At 57.5% G+C, this 21,793-nt stretch carries 19 protein-coding genes and 1 pseudogene; 8 read left to right on the top strand and 12 right to left on the bottom strand.

Annotated features, from left to right (window positions below; genetic code table 11):
• Positions 1 to 21 precede the first annotated feature (21 nt).
• The 3 genes from K3758_RS05645 to K3758_RS05635 all read left to right on the top strand — a co-directional run bounded on the left by K3758_RS05645 (position 22) and on the right by K3758_RS05635 (position 2,094).
• Positions 22 to 309 carry an SH3 domain-containing protein gene (locus K3758_RS05645; RefSeq protein WP_259948507.1) on the top strand — a complete coding sequence of 96 codons (288 nt, stop codon included), beginning with the start codon at positions 22 to 24 and terminating at the stop codon, positions 307 to 309.
• A gap of 240 nt (positions 310 to 549) precedes the next feature.
• Positions 550 to 1,485 (top strand): class II glutamine amidotransferase, encoded by a 936-nt coding sequence (locus tag K3758_RS05640; protein ID WP_259948504.1) that lies wholly within the window; start codon positions 550 to 552, stop codon positions 1,483 to 1,485.
• A 42-nt stretch (positions 1,486 to 1,527) separates the two neighbouring features.
• Positions 1,528 to 2,094, top strand: a complete 567-nt coding sequence (locus tag K3758_RS05635; protein WP_259948501.1) for a poly-gamma-glutamate hydrolase family protein — start codon at positions 1,528 to 1,530, stop codon at positions 2,092 to 2,094.
• Positions 2,095 to 2,131: 37 nt separating this feature from the next.
• Here the strand turns inward: K3758_RS05635 and K3758_RS05630 are convergent, their stop codons facing one another.
• The 8 genes from K3758_RS05630 to K3758_RS05595 form a co-directional block, all read right to left on the bottom strand.
• Entirely contained in the window at positions 2,132 to 2,983 is an 852-nt protein-coding gene (locus K3758_RS05630; RefSeq protein ID WP_259948498.1) for an ABC transporter permease, read from the bottom strand.
• Positions 2,984 to 2,987: 4 nt separating this feature from the next.
• Positions 2,988 to 3,845, bottom strand: coding sequence for an ABC transporter permease (locus K3758_RS05625; RefSeq protein WP_259948497.1), 858 nt, complete (start codon positions 3,843 to 3,845; stop codon positions 2,988 to 2,990).
• Positions 3,845 to 4,930 carry an ABC transporter ATP-binding protein gene (locus tag K3758_RS05620; RefSeq protein WP_259948496.1) on the bottom strand — a complete coding sequence of 362 codons (1,086 nt, stop codon included), beginning with the start codon at positions 4,928 to 4,930 and terminating at the stop codon, positions 3,845 to 3,847. The genes K3758_RS05625 and K3758_RS05620 overlap by 1 nt, the downstream gene beginning before the upstream one ends.
• 61 nt (positions 4,931 to 4,991) lie before the next feature.
• On the bottom strand, positions 4,992 to 6,053 hold the full coding sequence (locus tag K3758_RS05615; protein WP_259948493.1) for an extracellular solute-binding protein: 1,062 nt from the start codon (positions 6,051 to 6,053) through the stop codon (positions 4,992 to 4,994).
• A gap of 406 nt (positions 6,054 to 6,459) precedes the next feature.
• Positions 6,460 to 7,239, bottom strand: coding sequence for a TRAP transporter large permease (locus tag K3758_RS05610; RefSeq protein WP_259948490.1), 780 nt, complete (start codon positions 7,237 to 7,239; stop codon positions 6,460 to 6,462).
• Positions 7,236 to 7,739: a TRAP transporter large permease subunit gene (locus K3758_RS05605; protein ID WP_259948489.1), complete on the bottom strand. Its 504-nt coding sequence runs from the start codon at positions 7,737 to 7,739 to the stop codon at positions 7,236 to 7,238. The genes K3758_RS05610 and K3758_RS05605 overlap by 4 nt, the downstream gene beginning before the upstream one ends.
• Before the next feature lie 13 nt (positions 7,740 to 7,752).
• Positions 7,753 to 8,268, bottom strand: coding sequence for a TRAP transporter small permease (locus tag K3758_RS05600; protein WP_259948479.1), 516 nt, complete (start codon positions 8,266 to 8,268; stop codon positions 7,753 to 7,755).
• Between the two features lie 88 nt (positions 8,269 to 8,356).
• Positions 8,357 to 9,337 carry a TRAP transporter substrate-binding protein gene (locus K3758_RS05595; protein WP_259948478.1) on the bottom strand — a complete coding sequence of 327 codons (981 nt, stop codon included), beginning with the start codon at positions 9,335 to 9,337 and terminating at the stop codon, positions 8,357 to 8,359.
• A 245-nt stretch (positions 9,338 to 9,582) separates the two neighbouring features.
• Between K3758_RS05595 and K3758_RS05590 the strand changes: the two are divergent.
• From K3758_RS05590 to K3758_RS05570, 5 genes and pseudogenes are all read left to right on the top strand, one after another.
• A pseudogene (locus K3758_RS05590) lies at positions 9,583 to 10,757 on the top strand (L-rhamnonate dehydratase).
• Positions 10,754 to 11,665 carry a dihydrodipicolinate synthase family protein gene (locus K3758_RS05585; RefSeq protein ID WP_259948476.1) on the top strand — a complete coding sequence of 304 codons (912 nt, stop codon included), beginning with the start codon at positions 10,754 to 10,756 and terminating at the stop codon, positions 11,663 to 11,665. The pseudogene K3758_RS05590 and the gene K3758_RS05585 overlap by 4 nt, the downstream one beginning before the upstream one ends.
• Position 11,666: 1 nt before the next feature.
• A complete protein-coding gene (locus K3758_RS05580; protein WP_259948474.1) occupies positions 11,667 to 12,398 on the top strand; it encodes a GntR family transcriptional regulator in 732 nt (243 codons plus the stop codon).
• A gap of 2 nt (positions 12,399 to 12,400) precedes the next feature.
• Positions 12,401 to 13,408 carry a 4-hydroxythreonine-4-phosphate dehydrogenase PdxA gene (locus K3758_RS05575; RefSeq protein ID WP_259948473.1) on the top strand — a complete coding sequence of 336 codons (1,008 nt, stop codon included), beginning with the start codon at positions 12,401 to 12,403 and terminating at the stop codon, positions 13,406 to 13,408.
• The gene (locus tag K3758_RS05570) at positions 13,405 to 14,916 is read left to right on the top strand and encodes an aldehyde dehydrogenase (NADP(+)) (protein WP_259948472.1); all 1,512 of its coding nucleotides are present in this window, start codon (positions 13,405 to 13,407) and stop codon (positions 14,914 to 14,916) included. Before K3758_RS05575 ends, K3758_RS05570 begins: the two co-directional genes overlap by 4 nt.
• Before the next feature lie 593 nt (positions 14,917 to 15,509).
• On the opposite strand, the gene K3758_RS05565 is transcribed toward K3758_RS05570, so the two are convergent.
• The 4 genes from K3758_RS05565 to K3758_RS05550 form a co-directional block, all read right to left on the bottom strand.
• The gene (locus tag K3758_RS05565; RefSeq protein WP_259948471.1) at positions 15,510 to 16,805 is read right to left on the bottom strand and encodes an McrC family protein; all 1,296 of its coding nucleotides are present in this window, start codon (positions 16,803 to 16,805) and stop codon (positions 15,510 to 15,512) included.
• 11 nt (positions 16,806 to 16,816) lie between these two features.
• Complete coding sequence (locus K3758_RS05560) at positions 16,817 to 19,597, bottom strand: AAA family ATPase (RefSeq protein WP_259948468.1); 2,781 nt, start codon at positions 19,595 to 19,597, stop codon at positions 16,817 to 16,819.
• A gap of 274 nt (positions 19,598 to 19,871) precedes the next feature.
• On the bottom strand, positions 19,872 to 20,783 hold the full coding sequence (locus K3758_RS05555) for a hypothetical protein (RefSeq protein ID WP_259948465.1): 912 nt from the start codon (positions 20,781 to 20,783) through the stop codon (positions 19,872 to 19,874).
• Between the two features lie 35 nt (positions 20,784 to 20,818).
• Positions 20,819 to 21,778 (bottom strand): DGQHR domain-containing protein, encoded by a 960-nt coding sequence (locus K3758_RS05550; protein WP_259948464.1) that lies wholly within the window; start codon positions 21,776 to 21,778, stop codon positions 20,819 to 20,821.
• Positions 21,779 to 21,793 lie beyond the last annotated feature (15 nt).

The raw sequence follows: 21,793 nt of genomic DNA, 5'->3' as shown, positions 1-21,793 counted from the left end.
AAAACAAAAGAGAGGCAGATCATGCGCAGGACCACATTCGCAGCCGTTTCCACCCTTATTTTCGCCGCAGGTTGTGCGGGCATCGCCGCCGATCAGGTGATGGTCCACCGCACCGGACCGGATGAGCTTTTGAAGCTGCGGTCTGGGCCCGGGCTTGATTTCGGGGTCATCATGGGGCTGCCCGATGGCACCATCTTGAACCGCCGCGATTGCGTGACCGAGATTGGCCAGCTTTGGTGCCGGGTGTCCTTGGCCGATGCGCCAGAGGTGCAGGGCTATGTCTCGGCGGACTATATCTCTGACGTTTGATCATAGGTCAGACTGCGGGTGGCGCGCATCTGATGCCGCCCGCGGCGCTCTTTGGTCAAGCCACCGCGCCCCAGCCCAGTTGGCGGCGCCTGTCGTCGACAGGGTGGGGCATTCGCCCCCTGCAAGCCCCCTGTCGCCCCCCCTGTTCGGCCCCCCTGTCGATTTCCGCGTGCACCGCTCTATCTCAGCCCTTCACACCCTTCGTGAAACCGCTGAAATATCTCAAGAGTAAGGAAAACCATGTGCCGCTTCCTCGCCTATATCGGACCTGAACTGCCAATCGAGTCACTGCTCCTTGCGCCTGAGAACAGCCTGCTGAACCAGAGCCTTGATCCGGAACTTCACCCCAGCCTGCAACTGGCCGGTTGGGGCTTTGCCGCCTGGAGCGCGCATCTGCTGAAACCCGACGCGCCGCTGCTTTATCACCGGCCCAAAGCGGCCTTTCACGACGACAATGCCAAGACCCTGATCCCCAGCCTGCAGGCCCATACGATGCTGTCGCATATCCGCGCGGCCTCTTATGACGCCAGCGTCGTGCAGGCCGATGAAAACTGCCACCCGTTTTCCTTTAACCATACCCCGTGGATCATCGCGCAGAACGGTGCCCTGCCCCATTGGCGGCAGTTGCAACGTGAGCTCCTACCCCATTGCAAAGATCAATACCTCACCCAGATGCGCGGCACGACGGATACGGAATTTCTCTATGTGCTGCTGCTGTCATTGCTGGAAGGCGACAGCGATGACGATGTGCAGCGCGGGTTTGAAAAACTGCTGAAGGTGATTTGCAAAGCTGCGCGCGACCTCGATCTTGCGGCGCTAACCAAACTCAAGATTGCGCTTGTCAGTTCGGAACGGATCATCGGCGTGAACTTTGGCTGCGGCCATGAGGGCGAAACCGATGTGACGGGCGATTGGAAAAAGCTGCGGGAGGAGGACCTGCCCCTTTCGATGCTGCTTGAGCCGATCTACCTCCTTACCGGCGCGAATTTTGAGGACCATGCGAATTCTTATGACATCGACCCCTGCCCCGAGGGGGAGGCCACCTCGGCCATACTCGCGTCAGAGCCGCTGACCGAAGACGGGGACGAGTGGTTGAAAATCGAATTCGGTGAGATTGTCCTTCTGGAGCGGAAAGACGGGCGGATCAGCAAGACGGTCCGCAAGCTCGACGTTTAAGCGCCGCCCCCGCCCCTGCCCCCAACTGATAGGAGCCAGTCCATGACAGATCGTTTCGACAATTTCGCCGACCTCTCTGCCGAGATGACAGCGGATCTCGATTACCGCATACGCGCCGAGGATCGGGGCAGCGCGGTGGTCATTCTGGCGCCCCACGGCGGCACGATTGAGCCTGAGACCAGCCTGATCGCCGAGGCCATCGCAGGAAGCGACTATTCCTACTATCTGTTCGAGGCGCTGAAGGCCGGGGCGCATGGGGATTTCCACATCACCTCGCACCGCTTCGACGAGCCGCAGGCGTTGGAGCTTGTGGCGAGGGCGACGCTGGCCGTGGCGATCCATGGGCGCAAGGATGATGGCACCGAAACGGTCTGGCTTGGTGGGCGCGCCGAGGCGCTACGCGATGCCATCGGCGTGGCCCTTCGCGACGCGGGGTTTGACGCGGCGCCCAACACTACCCTGCCCGGCGTGCATGAGACGAACATCTGCAACCGCACCCGCTCTGGCGAGGGGGTGCAGCTTGAACTGCCCCGGACGCTGCGGCGTAGCCTCGTCGAGGATGCGGATATGTTAGCGAGGTTTTGTCTGGCGGTGCGCGGGGCGCTTTAACCAAAGGCGGCAGGCCCAGCACGGGCCTGCCGAGGTCTTAGCTCCGTTTTTGAAACAAGATCACCATCAGCGCCAGAAGCGACGAGCCCAGCATCAACAGCAGCGACACGGCATTCAACAGCGGGGTTGAGCCTTCTTTCAATCGATCGAACATGGCGATGGTCAGCGGCGCATCAGAACCCACCAGCATCAGCGTGGTGTTGAAGTTCTCAAAGCTCATGAGAAACGCCACTACGACCGCGCCAATCATCGCAGGTGCAAGGAACGGCAGCGTGATCGTGCGCACAGCCGTCAAACGATCCGCGCCAAGGTTCAGCGCCGCCTCTTCCAGCGTGCGGTCAAACTTCTGCAAGCGGGCCGAGATCACCAGCGTGGCGATGGTGGTGATAAAGCTGAACTGCCCCAAGATCACCAATAGCAGACCGGGGCGCAGCGCCTGAATGTCGACCTTCGCCATGTCCCAAACGCCATTGGCCAGCGTGGATGAGAACACCAGAACCGAGATGCCCAAAACGATGCCGGGGATCACCAGCGGCAGCAGCATCAGCACATAGAGCAACCCCTTGCCGCGAAACTCATAGCGGTTGAACAAAAAGGCGTTGGTCGTGCCCACGCAGACCGACATGATCGCCACGCAAAGCGCCACGAATGCCGATGTGCCCACCGACCGCAGAATGCCGCGTTCGTGAAAGACGCCGATCTGCGGACGCTCCGCGCCAAAGAACCAATTCCACGTGAACCCCTCCCACGGAAGGGAGGGGAACTGGCTGTCGTTGAAGGCGAATACCGCCACCACGGTCAACGGCAGAGCCAGATAGAGAAAGAACAGCGCCACATAGCCACCATAGAGGATGCGAAAGCTGCGCGATTGCGGGATTGTCGGGATCATTGGATCACCCCATCGTTTCCTTGAGGGTCCGGCCCGTGAGCCACAGCATCCCCCAGACGATCACCGAAGACAGCACCAGAAGCATAAAGCCAAAGGCGGCGCCAAGCTCCCAATTGGAGCGCACGATGAACTGGTTATAGATCATTTCGGTGAACCACAGGCTATCCTTGCCGCCCAGCATCGTCGGCGTCAGGTAGTTGCCCAAGCTCAGCATGAAGACCACGATACAGCCCGAGACAATGCCGGGCATGGCGTGGGGGATGATGATCTCTCGCAAGACCGAAAGCCCGCTTCCGCCCAGATCATAGCCTGCTTCGATCACACTTTCGTCGAGGCTTTCCAGCGTGGTGACAAGCGGCACCACCATGAAAAGCATAGAGGTATAGACCAGCCCGACCATCATCGTGGCATCGGTGTAAAGCAGCTCCACCGGACGGTCCGCCAGCCCCACCCATTGCAACAGGTTCGAAACGAGACCGGTCTCGCGCAGCAGGATCATCCAGCCGAAGGTGCGCACCAGTTCGGAGACGTAAAACGGGATCAGGCAGAGCAGGAACAACACCTGTTGCAACCGCCCCTTGGCCATCTTGGCGATGTAATAAGACACCGGGAAGGCGATCAGCAGCGTCAGCGCGGTTGCCAGAACCGACATCACCGCCGTGCGCCAGAAGGTGCGTAGATACAGTGGTTCGGTCAGCGCCTTTTCATATTGCGCAAGACTTGTTTCATAGACGCCAAAGCTGATGCGTTCGCGCAGCGAAATCAGCAGCATGTCGATATGCGGGATGATGATGAGCAGACCCAGCCACAGCACCAGAGGCGTCAGCAGCAGGTAGAATGTAATGCGGGATTGGCTGCGCATCAGGCGGCCCCAAAGCAGGTCGCCTGCCCCGCGCCCCAGCCGATATGCACCGCGTCGCCACGTTTCAAGTTTGAGAATTCTCCCGATTGCGGCAGCGTGACTTCAAGCGTTTCACCTACGTCATCCTGCACCAACACGCGCGAGGCCGCGCCGTTGAATAGCAGGCTCGTCACCGTGCCCGTCAGTTGATTGTCAAAGCCCGACAGCGCATCTGCGCTGGCGGCCAGCCGGATGGATTCAGGCCGCACGAAAATCTCGGCGCGTGCGCCTTGGGCAAGGCCCGCGCCCGTGGCCCGCATCGCCAGTCCGCTGTCTGTGCGAAGTTGCAGGGTGCCGCTCTCAACCCGCTCAATCCGGCCCTTCCAGCGGTTGGATTCTCCGATGAAGCCCGCGACGAAGGGCGTCTCGGGGCGGTAGTAGAGGTCTTGCCCCTTGCCGACCTGTTCAAACTGGCCATTGCTCATCACGGCGATTTGGTCGGACATCACGAGGGCTTCGGACTGGTCGTGGGTGATATAGACGAATGTCGTATCAAAGGCGGCTTGCAGCGATTTAAGCTCAACCTTCATATGTTCGCGCAGCTTGAGGTCCAGCGCCCCCAGCGGCTCATCCAGCAGCAGCACGTCAGGCTCCAACACCATGCAGCGCGCGATGGCGACCCGTTGTTTCTGACCGCCCGACAGCTCATCCGTCTTGCGCGCGCCGATCCCCGGCAGGCCGATCCGGTCGAGCGCCTCATCAACCTTGTGCGCGATCTCTCCCTTCGCCATCCCCCGGCGGCGCAGCCCGTAGCCGATATTCTCGGCAATCGTCATCATCGGGAAAAGCGCCAGATGTTGGAACACCATGTTCACGGGCCGCTTGTTCGGCGGCGTATCGAGCACCGATCCGCCCTTGATCCGAATGTCACCCGAGGTCGGGTCAAGAAACCCCGCGATCATCCGCATGATCGTCGTCTTGCCGCAGCCCGAAGGCCCGAGGATGGAGAAGAAACTGCCCGGCGGCACCGTGAAGGAGACGTTGTTAACAGCGGTGGTATCGCCGAACCGCTTCACGAGGTCGACGCATTCCAGATCTGGGGTCATGTGAATTCCGTATAAAGGAGCGACACCCTCAGCGTGAGGGTGCCGCTCGTAGGGTCAGTTATCAGTTGGCAGCTTGGACGCGGTCCAGCACTTCGCCTTCGATCGTTTCCAGACCGGCAGGCACCGGCGGATACCATTTGATGTTGTCGATCGCTTCTTGTGGGAAGCTGGCCTGGTACTTGGCTTTCAGGCTGTCTTCGGCAAACTCATCCGCGCCAGCAGAGGCCGTGAAGTTGCCCGCCGCTGCGGTAATCATCGCCGCGACTTCGGGCTGCATGACAAAGTTGATCCATTCATAGGCCACATCGTCGGCCTGCCCTTTGGCGGGCAGAACGAAGGTGTCGATCCAGCCCAACGCACCCGAGGTCGGGGCCACGAAGGTCAGATCAGCGTTGTCGTCGTTCAGCTTCCAACCGCCGGTGTCCCATGCCATCGACGCGGTCACTTCGCCCGAGCGCAGCAGGTTCATCAGCTCATCACCGCCGCCCCAGTAGGTTTTGACGTTCTCTTTGCATTCGATCAGCTTGGCTTCGACTTTGCCCATGATCTCGGCGTATTTGGCTTCGTCGCCATAGGCGGCAAAGGGGTCTTCGCCCATGGCGAAGGCGAAACCGATCAGCGTCGGACGTTTCAGACGGTAGGAGACCTTACCCGCCACTTCCGGCGCGCAGAGGTCGGTGTAATCTTTCACCGTCTCGCCCGCTTCGGCGGTGTTCATCACCAGACCGGAGGTGCCCCAGACATGCGGCACGCCGTAGACATCACCGTTCACGGTGGTGTTCGCCATGGTCGAGTCGAGCATGGAGGTGATGAACAGTTCTTTGTTCAGCTTGGAGACATCGATCGGCTTGTAGATGCCGAATTCCATCTGGGGGCCCATGATGCGGTCTTGCGACGGCTGAGCGAGGTCGAAACCACCGCCGCCCGTGGCGCGCAGCTTGGCGATCATCTCTTCGTTGTTGGATTTCGTGACTTCGACGGTATGGCCGGTCTCTTCTTCGAATTTCGCGACCACGTCCTCAGGTGCGTAGCCGCCCCATGTCAGAAGACGCAGTGTGTCGGCTTGGGCCACGGAGGCGAGACCCGCCAGCATGGTGCCGGCCAGCAGAATGGTTCGTGTCATGGGAAATCCTCTTTCTAGTGTACTAATTGTCGGCAGAATGCGCGCGTTAGACCATTTGGTCAATTTATACTTCAACGCATTGCGGCCCCTTGTGGCCTGACAATGCAAAACATTTGTGACAGAGGCGGAAAATGCCGTTTGTTTTGGCAGGGTTGCTGCGGGCCTAGGCGCGCCGTGGGCCCGCAGCTACGGCGGCCTTGTTTACACGAACGCCACAGCGGCCAGATCGCAAAACAGCCTTGCTGGGGGTCGAAGCCGGGTGCTGCAACTGGGCAAAACCCTTTTCCATACGCGGGCAATCACCGCGGGGATAATGGCCGCGCCGGGAGGCGAAAACCGTCGTAGTCTCAGCAAGCCGCATGCAGTCTCGGGCAGGATGACCCACCCGAGAATGCATTGATCTTGCTCAATCAAGGTAGTGCGTCAGCGCGAGGGAGACTTCGGGCACATAGGTCACCAAGAGCAGGACAAACGCCAACACGGCGATGAACGGCAAGTTGGTGCGAGACGTTTCCCAGATGCCCGCGCGGGCGATGGAGCAGGAGGTGATAAGCACTGATGCCACAGGCGGGGTCTGCTGACCGATCGCAAGGTTCAGCGTTACCATGATACCGAAGTGGATCGGATCAATCCCCACCGCATTGACCAGCGGCATCACCACCGGCACGACCAAGATGATCGCGGCGGCCCCATGCAAGAACATCCCCAAGACCAGCAAGAGCAGGTTCAACAGTGCCAGAACGATCAGCGGGTTCGTGGTGACATCGGTAATCTGGGCCGCCAAGGTTTGCGGCACCTGCGCTTGGGTCAGGAACAACCCCAAGGCGGCGGAGGTGGACACCAGCAGCATCACCACGCCGGTCTGGCTGACGCCTTCGAGCATGGTCTTGCGGAGCCGGGACACATCCAGATCACGGTAGATGAATAGCCCGATCACCAAGGCCGCCATAACCGCAAGCCCCGCGCCTTCGGTGGCGGTGACCAAACCTGAAAAGATACCGCCAAGGATGATGACCGGCATGGTCAAGGCCCAGAACGCCTCTTTGAAGGTCCGGCCCACATGGCCCAGATCAAAGCTCTCGGCACGCGGTAGGTCATAGCGGACGGCCAGCACATAGGTCACCGTCATCAAAAGAAAGGCCCCCAAAAGGCCGGGCACGACCCCCGCGACAAAAAGCTTGATCACCGAGGTTTCGGCAATGGCCCGTAGAGGATCATTGGGATCGAGGGCGGGATGATGATGGCAAGCGATGCCGAAGAGGATGTAATCGCCGCCGCCAGTGTCCGTGAATAGCCGCGCCGCTTCATCTCGGGGATCAGGACGGTGCCGGTCGCGGCCACATCGGCCACAGCCGAGCCAGAGATCTCGGCAAAGACCATCGAGACGCCGATGTTTACCATACCAAGCCCGCCGCGGATAAAGCCGATCAGCGCGGTGACAAAATTGATCAGCCGCAGCGAGATGCCGGAGGTGTTCATCAGATTGCCCGCCAGAATGAACAACGGAATGGCAATCAGCGGAAAGGAGGTCGAGCCGGAATAGAGCTTGATCACCATGTCATAGAAGGCGTCTGGCCCGGAAGTCAGCAGAAAGCCCGCCATAGAGGTCACCCCGATCGCGACGGCGATGGGCACATTGATCAAGATCAGGGTGATCAGGGCAATGGTGGTGTAAAGGAGGATCATTTGGCGGTGTCCTTTAGGTCGAGCGTGGCGGTTTCGGCCTCGGCCTCGGCAATGGCTTTGTCGATTCTGCATGTTCGGGATCAATCCCTTGCGCGGCCAAGCGCAGGGCGCGCGGCAGGGTCAAGAGGGTGCCGATGATCATCAAGACCGAAGCGATCGGGATCACCGATTGCACGATGTCCAAAGTCATCCAGCGCAGAGACAGCAGTGAATCCCATTTCGCCACCGCCAAGACGGCATTGCCGTAATAGGCTGTGACGGAGAAATAAATGATGACGAGCAGCTCGGAAAATAAAGTCAGCACGATGGCCGCAGATTTCGGCAAGGCGATGACGATGCCCGAAAAGCCCATGTGTTGGCGCATGAACACCGCATAGGCGGCGCCGAAATAGGTGAGCCAAGCCAGCAGGACGCTGGCAATCTCATCGTACCATGCGGGCGATGCACCGAGGTAACGCATGGTGGTCGAATAAACGACCGCTCCCGCCAGTGTCACCAACAGCGCGAGGCAAACCGTTTCGATTGCCAAAGAAGTAAACGCTCGATCTTAGCGACCATGCTTGTCTCCTGTTCTGAGTGGCCCCGGCCAGCCCATGCCAACCGGGGCGAAGCTGCGTTTACTTGGCCAGTTCTTGCGCGCGCGAGACGAGCGCGTCGCCCCCCGGCACTTGGCTGGAGAAGGCAGCGTAGATCGGCGCGGAGGCTTCGATAAAGGCGGCCTTGTCGGCCTCATTGACCTCTCCCCCCGCTGCGCGGACCTTCTCGACCAGTTCACCGTCGGCGGTTTCGCCTTGGTCCAGCGACCAGTCCTGAACGGATGCGGCAACTTCGGTCGCGGCGGTTTTGACCTCATCGGGAAGTTTCGACCAAGTTTCGGCCCCGGTGGTCAGATAGGTAGGTGAATAGACGTGGCCAGTCAGGCTGAGGTAGCCCTGCACCTCTTGGAAATTCGCGCCGACGATATTGGTCAGCGGGTTTTCCTGCCCGTCCATTGTGCCGGTCTGAAGGGCGACGAACACTTCAGAGAAAGACATCGGCGTCGGGTTTGCGCCCCATTCTTTGAACATCGAAACCCGCCATTCAGAAGACGGCGTGCGGATCTTGAGCCCGTCCAAATCGCTGGGGGTGTTGATGGGGCGGGCGTTGTTGGTGATCTGACGGAAACCGTTTTCCCAAGTAGAGAGCACTTCAAGCCCGGCCTTGCGCGCCAGTGGGGCCAAGTCGGGCTGCACGATCTCGGCGTCGATTGCTTTTAGGTGCGCGCGATCCTGTACCAAAAAAGGCATGTCAAATAGCGCAAATTCGGGCGCAACGTTGGTCATGATGGAAGAGATCAGCGTGAAATCCACGGTGCCCAGACGCAGCTTCTGCATCAGTTCCTTTTCGTTGCCGAGCTGTGCATCGGCATAGAATTCCACCGTGTGGGCGTCGCCCAGTTGCTCTTGCAGTTGTTCGGCAAAGCGTGCGGCGCTTTTGCCCTGCAGGCTGTTCGACGCCGCACCCACGGCCACCACATAGGTGTCCGCGGCCACGGGTGTCACAAGTGCAAAGGTCGCAGCGGCCAGGCTGGCGCTCAGGCTCTTTGTAAGGGTTTTCATCGTATCTCCTCCGTTGGTTAAGAAAGTTCTGCCGCATCCATTGCACCTTTGCCTATCGGGAAATGAGCCACGAACGCGCGGCAGCTTGTGCAGTCGTTCATTTTTCATTCCTTCCCCTCCCTAATTTGGGCGCTTTAGCATTTTGGCATTCCAAAACTCCAATATGATGCTAAGAGTGATGTCAACATGATTCGTCTTCGGAAGTGTCCGGCAGAACGAGAAACAGCGAAAAAAGAGAGGCCCTGATGACTAAGATTAAATCCGTCCGCACCCGTGTCTGGAACTGGAAAGGGCCGACCGTGCCCCCCTCGGGGAATTTCTGCACCAATGCGTCAGATGCCCTTTGGATTAAGGGCGATGCCATGGCGAGTTTTCGTTTTCACCAATGGCTGACCTGCGAGATTGAGACCGAAGACGGTACGATCGGCATCGGCAATGCGGCCTTGGCCCCGACGCTGGTGAAACAGGCGATCGACGAATGGTTCGCCCCGCTGGTCGTTGGCGAAGACCCCTTCGACTACGCCTATCTGTGGGAGAAAATGTACCGCCGCAGCCACGCTTGGGGCCGCAAGGGGGTCGGGATGACCGCGATCTCGGCCGTCGACATCGCGATCTGGGATCTGATGGGCAAACTGGTCGACAAACCCGTGTTCAAACTCTTGGGCGGGCGCACCAAAGAGAAAATCCCGGTCTACTATTCCAAACTTTACGCGGGTTCTGTCGAAAGCATGCAAGCCGAAGCGGAAGAGGCGATGCAGCACGGCTACACCGGCTTTAAAACACGGTTTGGCTTTGGCCCGAAGGACGGCATGGCAGGCATGCGCGAGAACCTCAAACGGGTCGAAGCGTTGCGCGAAGTGATCGGCTACGACAAAGACCTGATGCTCGAATGCTACATGGGTTGGAACCTCGACTATGCCAAGCGGATGCTGCCCAAACTGGCGAAATACGAGCCGCGCTGGCTCGAAGAACCGGTGATCGCGACGATGTGGCAGGCTATGCCGAGTTGAACGCCATGGGGATCGTCCCAATCTCAGGCGGCGAACATGAATACAGCGTGATCGGTTGCGCCGAACTGATCAACCGCCGCGCGGTCAGCGTGCTGCAATATGATACCAACCGCGTTGGCGGCATCACGGCGGCGCAAAAGATCAACGCCATCGCCGAGGCGGCGCAGATCCCGGTCATCCCACATGCCGGGCAGATGCATAACTATCACCTGACCATGGCCAATATTAACTGTCCGATGTCCGAATACTTCCCGGTCTTCGATGTCGAGGTCGGTAATGAGCTGTTCTACTACATCTTCGAAGGCGACCCCGAGGCGCAGGACGGGTTCTTGCAGCTCGACGACGACAAACCCGGCCTCGGCATCACCATTTCCGACAAACATCTTTCCAATTTCGAGATCACAGAATGACCAAATACTCCGGCATCTGGCCCGTCGCCCCTACCCCGTTCAACGATGACGGCACGGTCGACTATGAGGGCATGAAACGTGTGATCGACTGTATGGTCGATCAGGGCAGCGATGGCATCTGCATCCTCGCCAACTTCTCTGAACAGTTCCTGATCACCGATGAGGAACGCCGCCTTTTGACCGAGGTCTCGCTCAAGCATATGGCGGGGCGGCTGCCCGTCATCGTCACCATCAGCCACTACGCGACCCAAATCGCGGTGGCCCGCGCGCAGCACGCCAAAGACCACGGTGCCGCGATGGTCATGATGATGCCCCCGTACCATGGCGCATTGCTGAAGGGTTCCGCAGAGCAAAGCTTTGAGCAGTTTGCCCAAGTGGGCAAAGTCGGCATCCCGATCATGGTGCAAGACGCGCCGCTTTCGGGGGTGGACCTGCCGGTCCCCCTGCTGGTGCGCATGGCGCGCGAGATCGAAGAGGTGCGCCTGTTCAAGATCGAATGCCCGCAGGCCGCAACCAAGCTGCGTGACCTGATCGCGGCAGGTGGCGATGCCATCGAAGGCCCCTTCGACGGCGAAGAGGCGATCACGCTGCTCGCCGATCTCGAAGCCGGGGCCACCGGCGCCATGACCAGCGCCATGATTCCCGACCAGATCAAGCCGGTGATCGACCATTTCGCGGCTGGCGATCTTCGGGCTGCGACCGATGCCTATGCCCGCGTCTTGCCTGCGGTGAACCATGAAAACCGTCAATGCGGCTTCCGCTCGGCCAAGGCGGCGATGGTCGAAGGCGGCGTGATCCGGTCGGAATTCTGTCGTCACCCGATTGCCCCATTGCATCCTCAGACACGAGAGTCCCTACTCCGCTTGATCCGGCCGCTTGAGCCGGTGGTGCTGAGCTGGGGAAAATGACATGAGCAAGAAGACCGACATCACGGACCTCGACACGGGCGAGCTTGCCCTCGCGCGGCCCCGCGCCACATTGGTAGAGGTCGCCGCCGACAAGCTGCGCGAGTTGATCTTGCTAGAGAAACTGCCCGCCGGGGCGCATATCTCGGAGCGTGATCTGGCCGCTGCCTTGGGCATCAGCCGCACCCCCCTGACCCGTGCGCTGACCATTCTCGAACAGGACGGCTTGATCGAATATTCGGTCACCCGTCGCCCGCAGGTCGTCAACCCCCGGCTGGATGAGATCGAACAGAACCTGATCGTCATGGGGGCACTCGAAGCCTTGGCCGGGGAGTTGGCCTGCGCCTGCATCACAGATGCCGAGATCGCTCAAGTGGCCGAGTATCAACGCCAGATTGAGGCCGGAGACAGCACCCTTTCCCCGCTGGAATCCTTTCGCCTCGATATGCAGATGCACGAAGCGATTGTGCAGGCAAGCCGCAACGCCCCGCTGATCGATACGCATCTCAAGTTCAATGCGCGGCTGTGGCGGGCGCGGTTTCAATCCTCGCAACGTCGCTCGGGCCGCGGCCAAACCTTGGCCGAGCACCGCGCCATCGTCGACGCCCTGTCGCGGCGCGACGCCAAAGCCACATCCGAGGCGCTGCGTCATCACCTCGCCTCGGCCGTCACCAATACCAAAAACGCTTTGCAAGAAGACGGCAAAGCCAAGGACCACAATACAGAAACGGAGTGAACATGACCCCAAGAATTGGTGTTATCCCCGGTGACCCCAGCGGCATCGGGCCGGAACTTGTCGCCCGGCTGCTGGCCGATGACTGCTGCGATCAGGCGCAGATCCTGCTGATCGGCGACCGTCACGTCTTTGAGATGGGGCAGCGCCAAGCCGGGTGCGACCACACAATGACGGCGGTGGATGCGGCGGCACAGGATTGGACGGCGCATGCGCCAATCGCCCTGCATGAGATGGAAACCATCGCGACCGAGGATGTCGTCATTGGCCAAAGCACCGAAGCCTCGGGCCGGTCAACGCTACGGGTCCTCGACCAAGCGCTCGCCTTTGTCCAGGAGGGGGTGATCGACGCGATTGTCTTCGCCCCGTTCAACAAGGCTTCGATGCATATGGCTGGGATCGGGCATTCCGATGAGTTGCATTACATCGCCGAGAAGCTGGGCGTGACCAACTATATTTCCGAACTCAACACACTCGACGATATGTGGACCAGCCGGGTCACCAGCCATATCGCCCTGCGGGACGTGGCCAACGCGATCACCCCCGACCGCATCCAAGAAGCCACCCGCCTGATCGACCGCACCCTGCGGCAAGCCGGTCACGCGCGGCCCCGCATCGCCGTTGCAGCGCTCAACCCCCATGCCGGGGACGGCGGCAACTTTGGCCGGGAGGAGATCGACGTGATCGAACCCGCGGTGCGTCACATGGCAGGCGGTCAGATGGCTGTCACCGGCCCCCTGCCCTCAGACACCGTCTTTCTCAAGGTCACGAGAGGCGAGATCGACGCCGTGGTCACGATGTATCACGACCAAGGCCAGATCGCCCTTAAATTGCTGGGGTTTGACCGCGGCGTGACCGTTCAAGGCGGGCTGCCGGTGCCCGTCACCACCCCGGCGCATGGCACGGCATTTGACATCGCAGGCCAAGGCAATGCCGATGTCGGGGCCACCCGCGCCGCATTTGAGATCGTCTGCAAGATGGTCCGCAATTCGCAAAAGGAGACAGCAGCATGAGCTTCACCCCGCATGGTAAACATCTGATCGCCGGCACATGGGTCGGCGCAGAGCAGACCTTTGCTTCCGAACCCGCCAGCGGTCCGGCGCATGATTTCAGCGTCGGGACAACGGCGCTCGTCGATCAGGCCTGCGAAGCGGCAGAGGCTGCGTTCTGGTCCTACGGCTATAGCACCCGCGAAGCACGGGCCGCATTCCTCAACACCATCGCCGACGAAATCGAAGCCCGCGCCGAGGCGATCACCGATATCGGCACGCGCGAAACCGGCCTGCCCGAAGCGCGGCTGAACGGTGAACGCGGGCGCACCACGGGGCAGCTGAGGCTTTTTGCCGATCATATTCTAAAGGGCGACTACCTTGATACGCGGGTCGATCCAGCCCTGCCCGACCGGCAGCCCCTGCCCCGCCCGGAGCTGCGCATGGTCCAGCGCCCGATTGGCCCTGTTGCCGTCTTCGGCGCGTCGAACTTCCCGCTGGCCTTTTCCACCGCCGGGGGCGACACCGCCGCGGCGCTGGCCGCAGGATGTCCGGTCGTCGTAAAAGGGCACTCCGCCCACCCCGGCACGGGCGAGATCGTGGCCGAGGCCGTGCATGCCGCGATTGAAAAATGCGACATGCCAAAAGGTGTCTTTTCCTTGATCCAAGGCGGCAACCGCACGGTCGGCCAAGCACTGGTGCAGCATCCGCTTATCAAAGCCGTGGGCTTCACCGGCTCGCTTGGCGGGGGCCGCGCATTATTCGACCTTTGCGCCGCCCGGCCCGAGCCGATCCCGTTTTTCGGCGAACTCGGCTCGGTCAATCCCATGTTCGTGTTGCCCGAGGCGTGTAAAGCGCGCGGCCAAGCCCTTGGCGAAGGCTGGGCCGGGTCGCTGACGATGGGCGCGGGCCAGTTCTGCACCAACCCCGGCATCGCAGTTGTGCCGAAAGGCGCGGAAGGCGATAGTTTTGTCGAAGCCGCGACCGCAGCCCTGCAAGACGCACCCGCTCAGGTGATGCTGACAGACGGGATCGCGCAGGCGTACCGCGACGGCAAGGCCCGGTTTGATCGGCGCAATGCCGTGCAGCCGCGCCTGTCCACCGAAAGCGAAGGCCGCAACGCCCTGCCGAACCTCTATGAGACCGATAGCGCGGCCTATTTGCAGGATCACGAGCTTGGGGAAGAGGTCTTTGGCCCGCTTGGCCTCGTCGTTCGGACCAGCTCAATCGAAGAGATGGAAAGCCTTGCGAAAGGGCTGGAAGGCCAGCTTACGATCACGCTGCAAATGGACGACGCGGATACTGAGACTGCACGGCATCTGATGCCAATCATCGAACGCAAAGCCGGGCGCCTGCTGGTCAACGGCTTCCCCACCGGCGTCGAAGTGGCCGACAGCATGGTTCACGGCGGGCCCTACCCGGCCTCGACCAACTTCGGAGCAACCTCGGTCGGCACCCTGTCGATCCGGCGTTTCCTGCGCCCAGTGTGCTATCAGAACATCCCAGCAGGCCTTTTGCCCGAAGGCTTCTAATCAAGAGGCTCGCCCAGATTGGGCGGGCCACATCGCTTATGAACTCTTGAGGCGTGCGGCATTGCCTGCTGGTTCGATGGCATTGGCGCTATCGGCGTTTTCTGAACCAAGCGAACCTCACACCGCTTGGTCGATCTGATCGCTGGGCTGGCCGGCACCCCACTTTTTTTACCTTACAGAAATCTGGGGGACAGCTTGCGGTCGGGCGACCTCACGCAAGGCGTTGTTGGAATGACCGACGCGCGGGAGCACTGCAAAAGGTCGATCGCAAGTAAATTCGGGCCGCCCCAAATGTCGCCCCAAGCCCAAACGACGAAAGCCCCCGGAAGGGGGCTTAGCTCGAAAATCTTTAATAAGTAGAAGATTTGGCTCCGGCGGTAGGGGGCTCACCGCACAAACCAATACCATTGATTTTACTGGATAATTTGTGCGCGACTGCACAGTGATCCTTATCCGACTCCGGGATGTGCCCGAAAACGTGCCGTACTTCGCGCCTCACTTCAAGTACCTATTTAAGTGGCGATCAGTACACGCCAGCCGAATTTTGCCGCGCAACTCACCGATCTAAGTGTTCGCCAGGTATGCATGCACTGTCAGCCCGTCATTTCGTAAGAGCGCTCAAGACTCTTTTGCACAGTTGCGACCAACGCGGCAGCAACGGATGAATGCCCCCCGCCTACGTCGACGGTCGAAACAAATAGGCGATCCGTCCCCGTTGGCGATGCGATGTCGTACGGCTTGCAGATTGGCTCGCTTGGCAGACCTTGGTGATGGGGGTAGAGCAGCATAACCCGATTACATTGATAAAGCTGGCTATATGCCATCAGCTGATACACATCGGACTGACTTACGCCCTGTTTTGGGTCATCGATCCTCGGCGTCATTCGTTTCCACTTTGTGTCAATGATCAGCACAACATCGCTGCCCTCTTTAACGATGATGTCAGGACGCGTACGAAATCGCCCTGTCCCGTCTTCAAACAGACAACTTTTGTGCCCTCCTTGGCTGGTAACCTTACGGCCGGTGCCAGTCAGCGCGCGCTTGAGAACCCGCAGAATGTATTCTTCGAATAGGGTGTTCATCTCGAACAGAAGCGCATGCCCCCCTGACTGGCCCGTACTTGTCGTCTGGTACTTGCTCCCAAGAAGCAACTGAGCAAGCGAGAGGAGCTCCCGCCAACGCTTATTGGTCCGATCCAGCGTAATCATCTCCCATCGGAGGGCATTTGGCGGCACATCCGTGATATCTGCGTAGGCGAATGACAGTTCTCTCAGACTTCTTTGATTATCTGCGGAAGTAGAAAACCGTACCAGTTTAGTAATCGTGGCCTTCATAACCTGATTCAAAGCGATATCTGGCGAAAGCTCGTCAAAGCGGCAGGCGAGCTTCTGAGGCTGAGCGGCAAGTGTCGAAAACTGCCGCGTCATGTCGAGCCGTCCTCGAAGAGCAGAAAGATCGTCTTCGTGATCTATGTATCGCCGCGGGATGCCTTGGCGCACGGCTTCCATCATTTTGCGGCAAAACAATCGGATCAAGATCTCGAGAAGTGTGTCACGTTGCCAACCAAGGCTTGTGGAGTTTTGAGCGTCTATTCGAATGTCTCGCGCCACCGCCAACATATGTACCAGGCGGCGGCGCAGTGTTTCGTCCGAAACGCCATTCTCGCCCATAGCGTCAATCTTAGGTAAGATCTCAAGTTGGCACCCGGGAGCGGCAATAACGCCAACAACACCCCGTGCCCGCAGGTGCTTTCGGCGATGCTCCAACACCCCTTCGCCCCCTGCCCCGGCAAACAAAGAGGTTTTGGCGACCTTCACAAGGCTGGATGCATGATCCTCAGGGATGGTGTGTTCGCAATTGCCGTAAGCAATCAGTTCCCATTCTCGCAAACTACGCCGTATCATCCGGCAATAAGACCGTCGTAAGCGAAGGCACCTTCCCGCAACGACCAACGAAACCGTAGCATATCATCGCCATCCGCCATACCAGGGGGCGCCCGTAGGAGATCACGATTCATGAAGCCGCCGCGCAGAGGCCCCTCGTCCGAAGTATCATCCCCCAGCACGGCAGCCACCTTGCTCCAGTCCTCAAAGAAATACTCTGCCAAAAGCGGAATAGCTTTGTACCGCATGACAGCGTCCACTTCTTCACGGGTCGTGCAGCTCACGAAGTAAGCGTGTCCGATCTGATGTTCTCGGTCATATAGGTACTCAATCCGTTCATTTAGAACTGTCAGAATCCCAGGAAGATCTAAGCCGCAGCGATTACCCGCGTCGCGCATCGCCTTAATCTGTGGTTGGGGCAGCATCTCCCTGAACTCAAATCTGCGCCGTAATGCGGTATCCAGTAGGGCAATCGAACGATCGGCAGTGTTCATTGTGCCAAGGATATGCAAGTTTGCCGGTACGCCGAATTCTTCCCCCGAGTAAGGCAAACGCACGGTCAGCGCATTCGGCATACCAAGTCTTTTGTCTGGTTCGATAAGAGTAATTAACTCTCCGAACACCTTAGAGATGTTGGCACGGTTGATTTCGTCGATGATCAGCACGAAGGGTAAAGATTCGCCTCGATCACCCTCGTGCTCCTCACCGCTATTCATAAAACGTTCGAGTGCCGAGAGTTTCAGCCGGTCTGCAGAGAGCTTGTATATGGAACTCATCGAGAAAGTCTTGTCATTGATCTCCGATACAGGAAGACCGTCCTCGTCAACCCAAAGCCAGTTCACTGCACGGCGATGAGAATAGCGAACGCCATCTTCAGGGGCGTATTCATATTCTCCGGTGACCTCACCGATCGCGCGAAACCGGCTATTCCCTTTAGAAACGATAATGATATCGCCGACTTGAACTTGGTTGCGGAAAATGTGCACCTGATTGACCCGCCCAGATTGCAGGTTGGGCTCCCCTTCACGTGTCCCTCGTTCACGGCAAGCCTCAAGAATCTCAGATGGATCCGAGAACTTATCATCCCCAAAATCGATGTTCTCCCACCCGATAAGCATACAGCCTTCTTCGATTGCCGTTGTGAAGAGATGCCCGTCTGCAGGGTCACCAGCCCGGCCAATAGACATCTTGAACGCCTGACGACCCTCAAGGGTGATCGCCCTCTCACCAGATGGAAGAGCCGTAGCACCTTCAGCTCTTCTTGCTATCCGCCGAAAGATTCCGGGGACTGTTTCAAGCCTGAATCCGGTTCCCGACCCTTCGTCGGAACCTTCCGTCGTTGGCTGACGACCTTCGACGAAATCCTCATAGGACGTCGACTGATGGAAAGTTACGAACTCGATCCTATTCTCTGCACGCAAACGGTTGTATGCCGCCATGATCTCCGCGCGGTTATCCGGCACGTCTTCACCGCAGAGCCGCAACGCTTCAGATGCCGTCTGATAGGTTTTTCCTGTCCCCGGAGGTCCGTGGAGAATTAGGTTGGTCGGGGTCATAGTATTTTTACCTCCGGAGGCAAAAGATGGTCGCGCATCTGGTTCGTCAGACTGTGCGGCCAGCTGATAAGTGAAGGCCGTTGTGCTACTGGGATTGGGCTCCGTTGCCTGAATATCAACAGCATCAATCATAGCCTTGAATTTCTTACCACCTAACGCCTGACATATATTGGGAAAATCATCGGATAGCCCTAAGGTCTCGGCAATTTCACGAGCTCGGATTGTTATCTCAATCTGGCCCCGTTCCCGCGCGGGCTCAATGAAATAGTTCTTCGCCACAGATCGAATTCGATCTGCTCCACGGGCAAGATGGCGGTGGTCGGGGACGTCGCACAGAGAATTGCTCGCATCCACAATCAGATAGCCTGCGTTATGCAACAAAGCGGCTGCGCTGCCAGGGTTCCAGCCGCCATTGAGCTTGGTACGATTAGTTATAAATCCCACGATGGGTTTCGTTGGATAACGCCCATGTTGGCGGTCAAGAGTGGAACACGTCCAGTAGCTGCTGGGGGTGCCAAAAGCCTCAAAAATTCCAGAATACGCACCGGTCTTCTGGGACTCATCAAATGCCTGCATGGCCGCTTCGATAGCATCTCTTGTGAATTCACGCCCCGACGATTCAACAACCTCGAAACCGAGTTCACTCAGCTTCTGCCGCGACTCTGCCTCCCCATATCCGCCAAAATATTGCGATGCCTTCAGAGTGGGACCACCCTTGAGCTTGGTGATCGCTGCTGCAACCGTGGCCTTACATGGATAGAGACGCGGCTGGCTTTTCTCTCCATCGGTGTCAGGACGTGTTGTCCATTGCTGCGGCTTCGAAAAGCCTGTGCGTCGCAAAAATTCCTTATCCCCTTCCCGGTCGATGTCGTCCATCACCGCCAGGATTTCGGCTCGAGTTACCCTGCTCAGCCAAGCACTTTGGTTAGACCTGCTGGGTATAATACTCTTGCGTTGTCGAAAATCGTCGTAGAGACCAATTGCTTGCCTTAGTGTGGCAAGCCCAGTCCGCAAATTCCCATCAATCGGGACCGGCGCAGGATTTGGAAGGCCTTGCCTTTCATCGTCCACGCTATAGGCGAATTGAGAAAGCACTCTTTCCCGCCCCTCAACATCAAGCGCTTTGTCCAAGTCGCCATAAAACTGCTCAACCCGACGCAAGTTACTGACTCTCGCATCCACAGAACTGGCCGACTGATTTCCGTTTCGAAGCCAAGCACGGAATGAACCAAAATCAATCATACTTCAAATTCTCGCATCAAATTCATCTCATAAATCGCTTTAGCGCTCAAAGGATACCCGACTCAGCGTTCAGATTTCACCGCAGTCATCTAATTACTTCGCCAAACGGTAAAGCTTGGCGAAAAGGACAAACTTGACGCTCAATCACCTCAAGTAAGATACGTTGCATTCCTTGTTCAAAACGTTGCACTCCGCGCCAGAAATAGTTTGTCGTTGGAAGAGTCCATGGGTTTTCGGTAGCCTATGTGGTGTTCTTCCAGTGTGCAGAAAACATCTAAGCGGCTGCACTAATCTTGAGTAGGCGTGAAAAATCGGACGACCTGCGCCCGGATTTCTCTACGATTTCCTGATAGTCTTGAGCAAGTGAAAGACCAAGATCTATAACTGAAAAGGCCGTGACAAAGAATCGTTCAAGTTCATTTCTGATATAGTTTGGGTTTCCGAGATCAGTTGAACCCTTTCTCCAGTCTTTAACTTTTGCCATAAGATCGCTAAACGATGGCGTCGCTTTTGAGAATGGGAACCAGACGCCATGCGACGACTTGTAATTCACCTCATTTCTTACCACAGATAGCCAATTCCCTGATTGAAATTGACCACGTTGACACAATGAATCGGAAAGATTGGAAAAAATCAATGAAAGAGCCTGTCGCCGATCTTCCGACGCCCTAAGGGTGAGTGAGATCGTTGAAATCTCCCTAATCAAATCATTGAAAGACTTCCAAAGGTCTTTATGACTTTCCGAACACTTCGTGAAAGATAGGGCCTGCCCCTCCGGAGAGAATACAATAAGGTAGTAGGTTGAAGGAAGATTTGGGAGATATCCAGCCTCACTATTGCACCTTACCTTTAGGAAATTCACATGCCCATTTTCAAGATGAGAAAATGACCTTCCGAAAAACCGCAATATTGCATGCGCAGCAAAGTAAGCCGCATAATAGGTTTGAATGACCCTCCACGAAGTAAGCTTAGGATATGCGCCGGTTTGCTCAAGCTCAAAGACAGTTTGAGCAGAATGAGCCGCAAAGCGAAATGCATCCAGCGACATGCTTTTCTTAATCTCTTCAGTAATTTGGCAGAACAGCGAAAGTTCTGGGGGACAGTTATTCACGTAATAGTTACCGTCACTTAGCCACAGCTTCACCGTCTGCTTACAATCTTCGTCGTAAGACAAGCTTTTAGGCATCCATAGTGGCCTTAATAGATCTACATCTTCACGCTTCAAAGTTGGAACTCACCCTTAAAGTGCTTATCGAGGTAATCGAGTATCTTCGCTTGTGAGGTTCCGGAGAGCTTTCCAATTTGAATACTGTCGAAAAGGGGCGCCAGCACTGTATCAAAATTCTCAACTGTATACTCCGGACCGAAGCGATCCTTAACTCTACGGGCTGCCTGAATGAAAAATGCGACAATTGCACGAAAAGTAACACTGTTTAGAATTATATCTTCGTCGCCACCATTTCGAATTATCTGATCTCGGACACTTGCAAGATACTCGGAAAGGATTGCTTGAATATCAGCTGAACTACGAGAAGTAAGCGCTGGATAAATGCTTTTTAGGGCCGCATTGAAGGTAACTCTTGAGATTTTGTTTTTTGCTCGCTTTGACGGCGTAAGCCGACCAAAAAGCGGACTGCTCGGGTCTACACCCATTCTATCAAAAACATCTCTGAACAGCTGTTCTTCGGTATTTTCATAATCTGCTTGCTTCTTAATATCGAGCAATAGTTCTGAGGGAACCCCCCGTTGCTTAGAGTTAATATCAATGAACAAACGTGATTCATCTTGTCGGCTTAGACCGTCATAGATTATGACAGGCACTCGAATCTTGGTTTCGGCAAGTTTGAACCCATATGTCCGATGCTGACCGTCAAGGATCAAAAACGAATTAGGGCTAATCTCAAAGCTTACGGTCTTATTTCGGGATTCATACTCAAGACCGCAAGCTTCCTGTGCTGACAAGATCACAGATGTCGGGATGGTTCCGTGCCCAGAGTCTATATAAGCAGAAATTTCCTTTGCTCTCTTCACGTCGAGGAGCCGCTGGAATCCGTTCTCCGGGTCATCATCCCTCGTTGATACGAATGTACAGCTTCCCAGAATATCACTGGGCATTGCAAGTTGGTAGAACCGATGTTCCCCTTGTGTCAGCAGTACCGCAGCATAGCTTTCTCGAGCCATAGTCTTTACCCTTTC

This window comes from Sulfitobacter sp. W002 (assembly GCF_025142135.1).
Taxonomy (GTDB): Bacteria; Pseudomonadota; Alphaproteobacteria; order Rhodobacterales; family Rhodobacteraceae; genus Sulfitobacter; species Sulfitobacter profundi.
The sequence above is the reverse complement of the archived record's forward strand: the minus strand, read 5'-3'. Positions and strand labels throughout refer to the sequence as shown.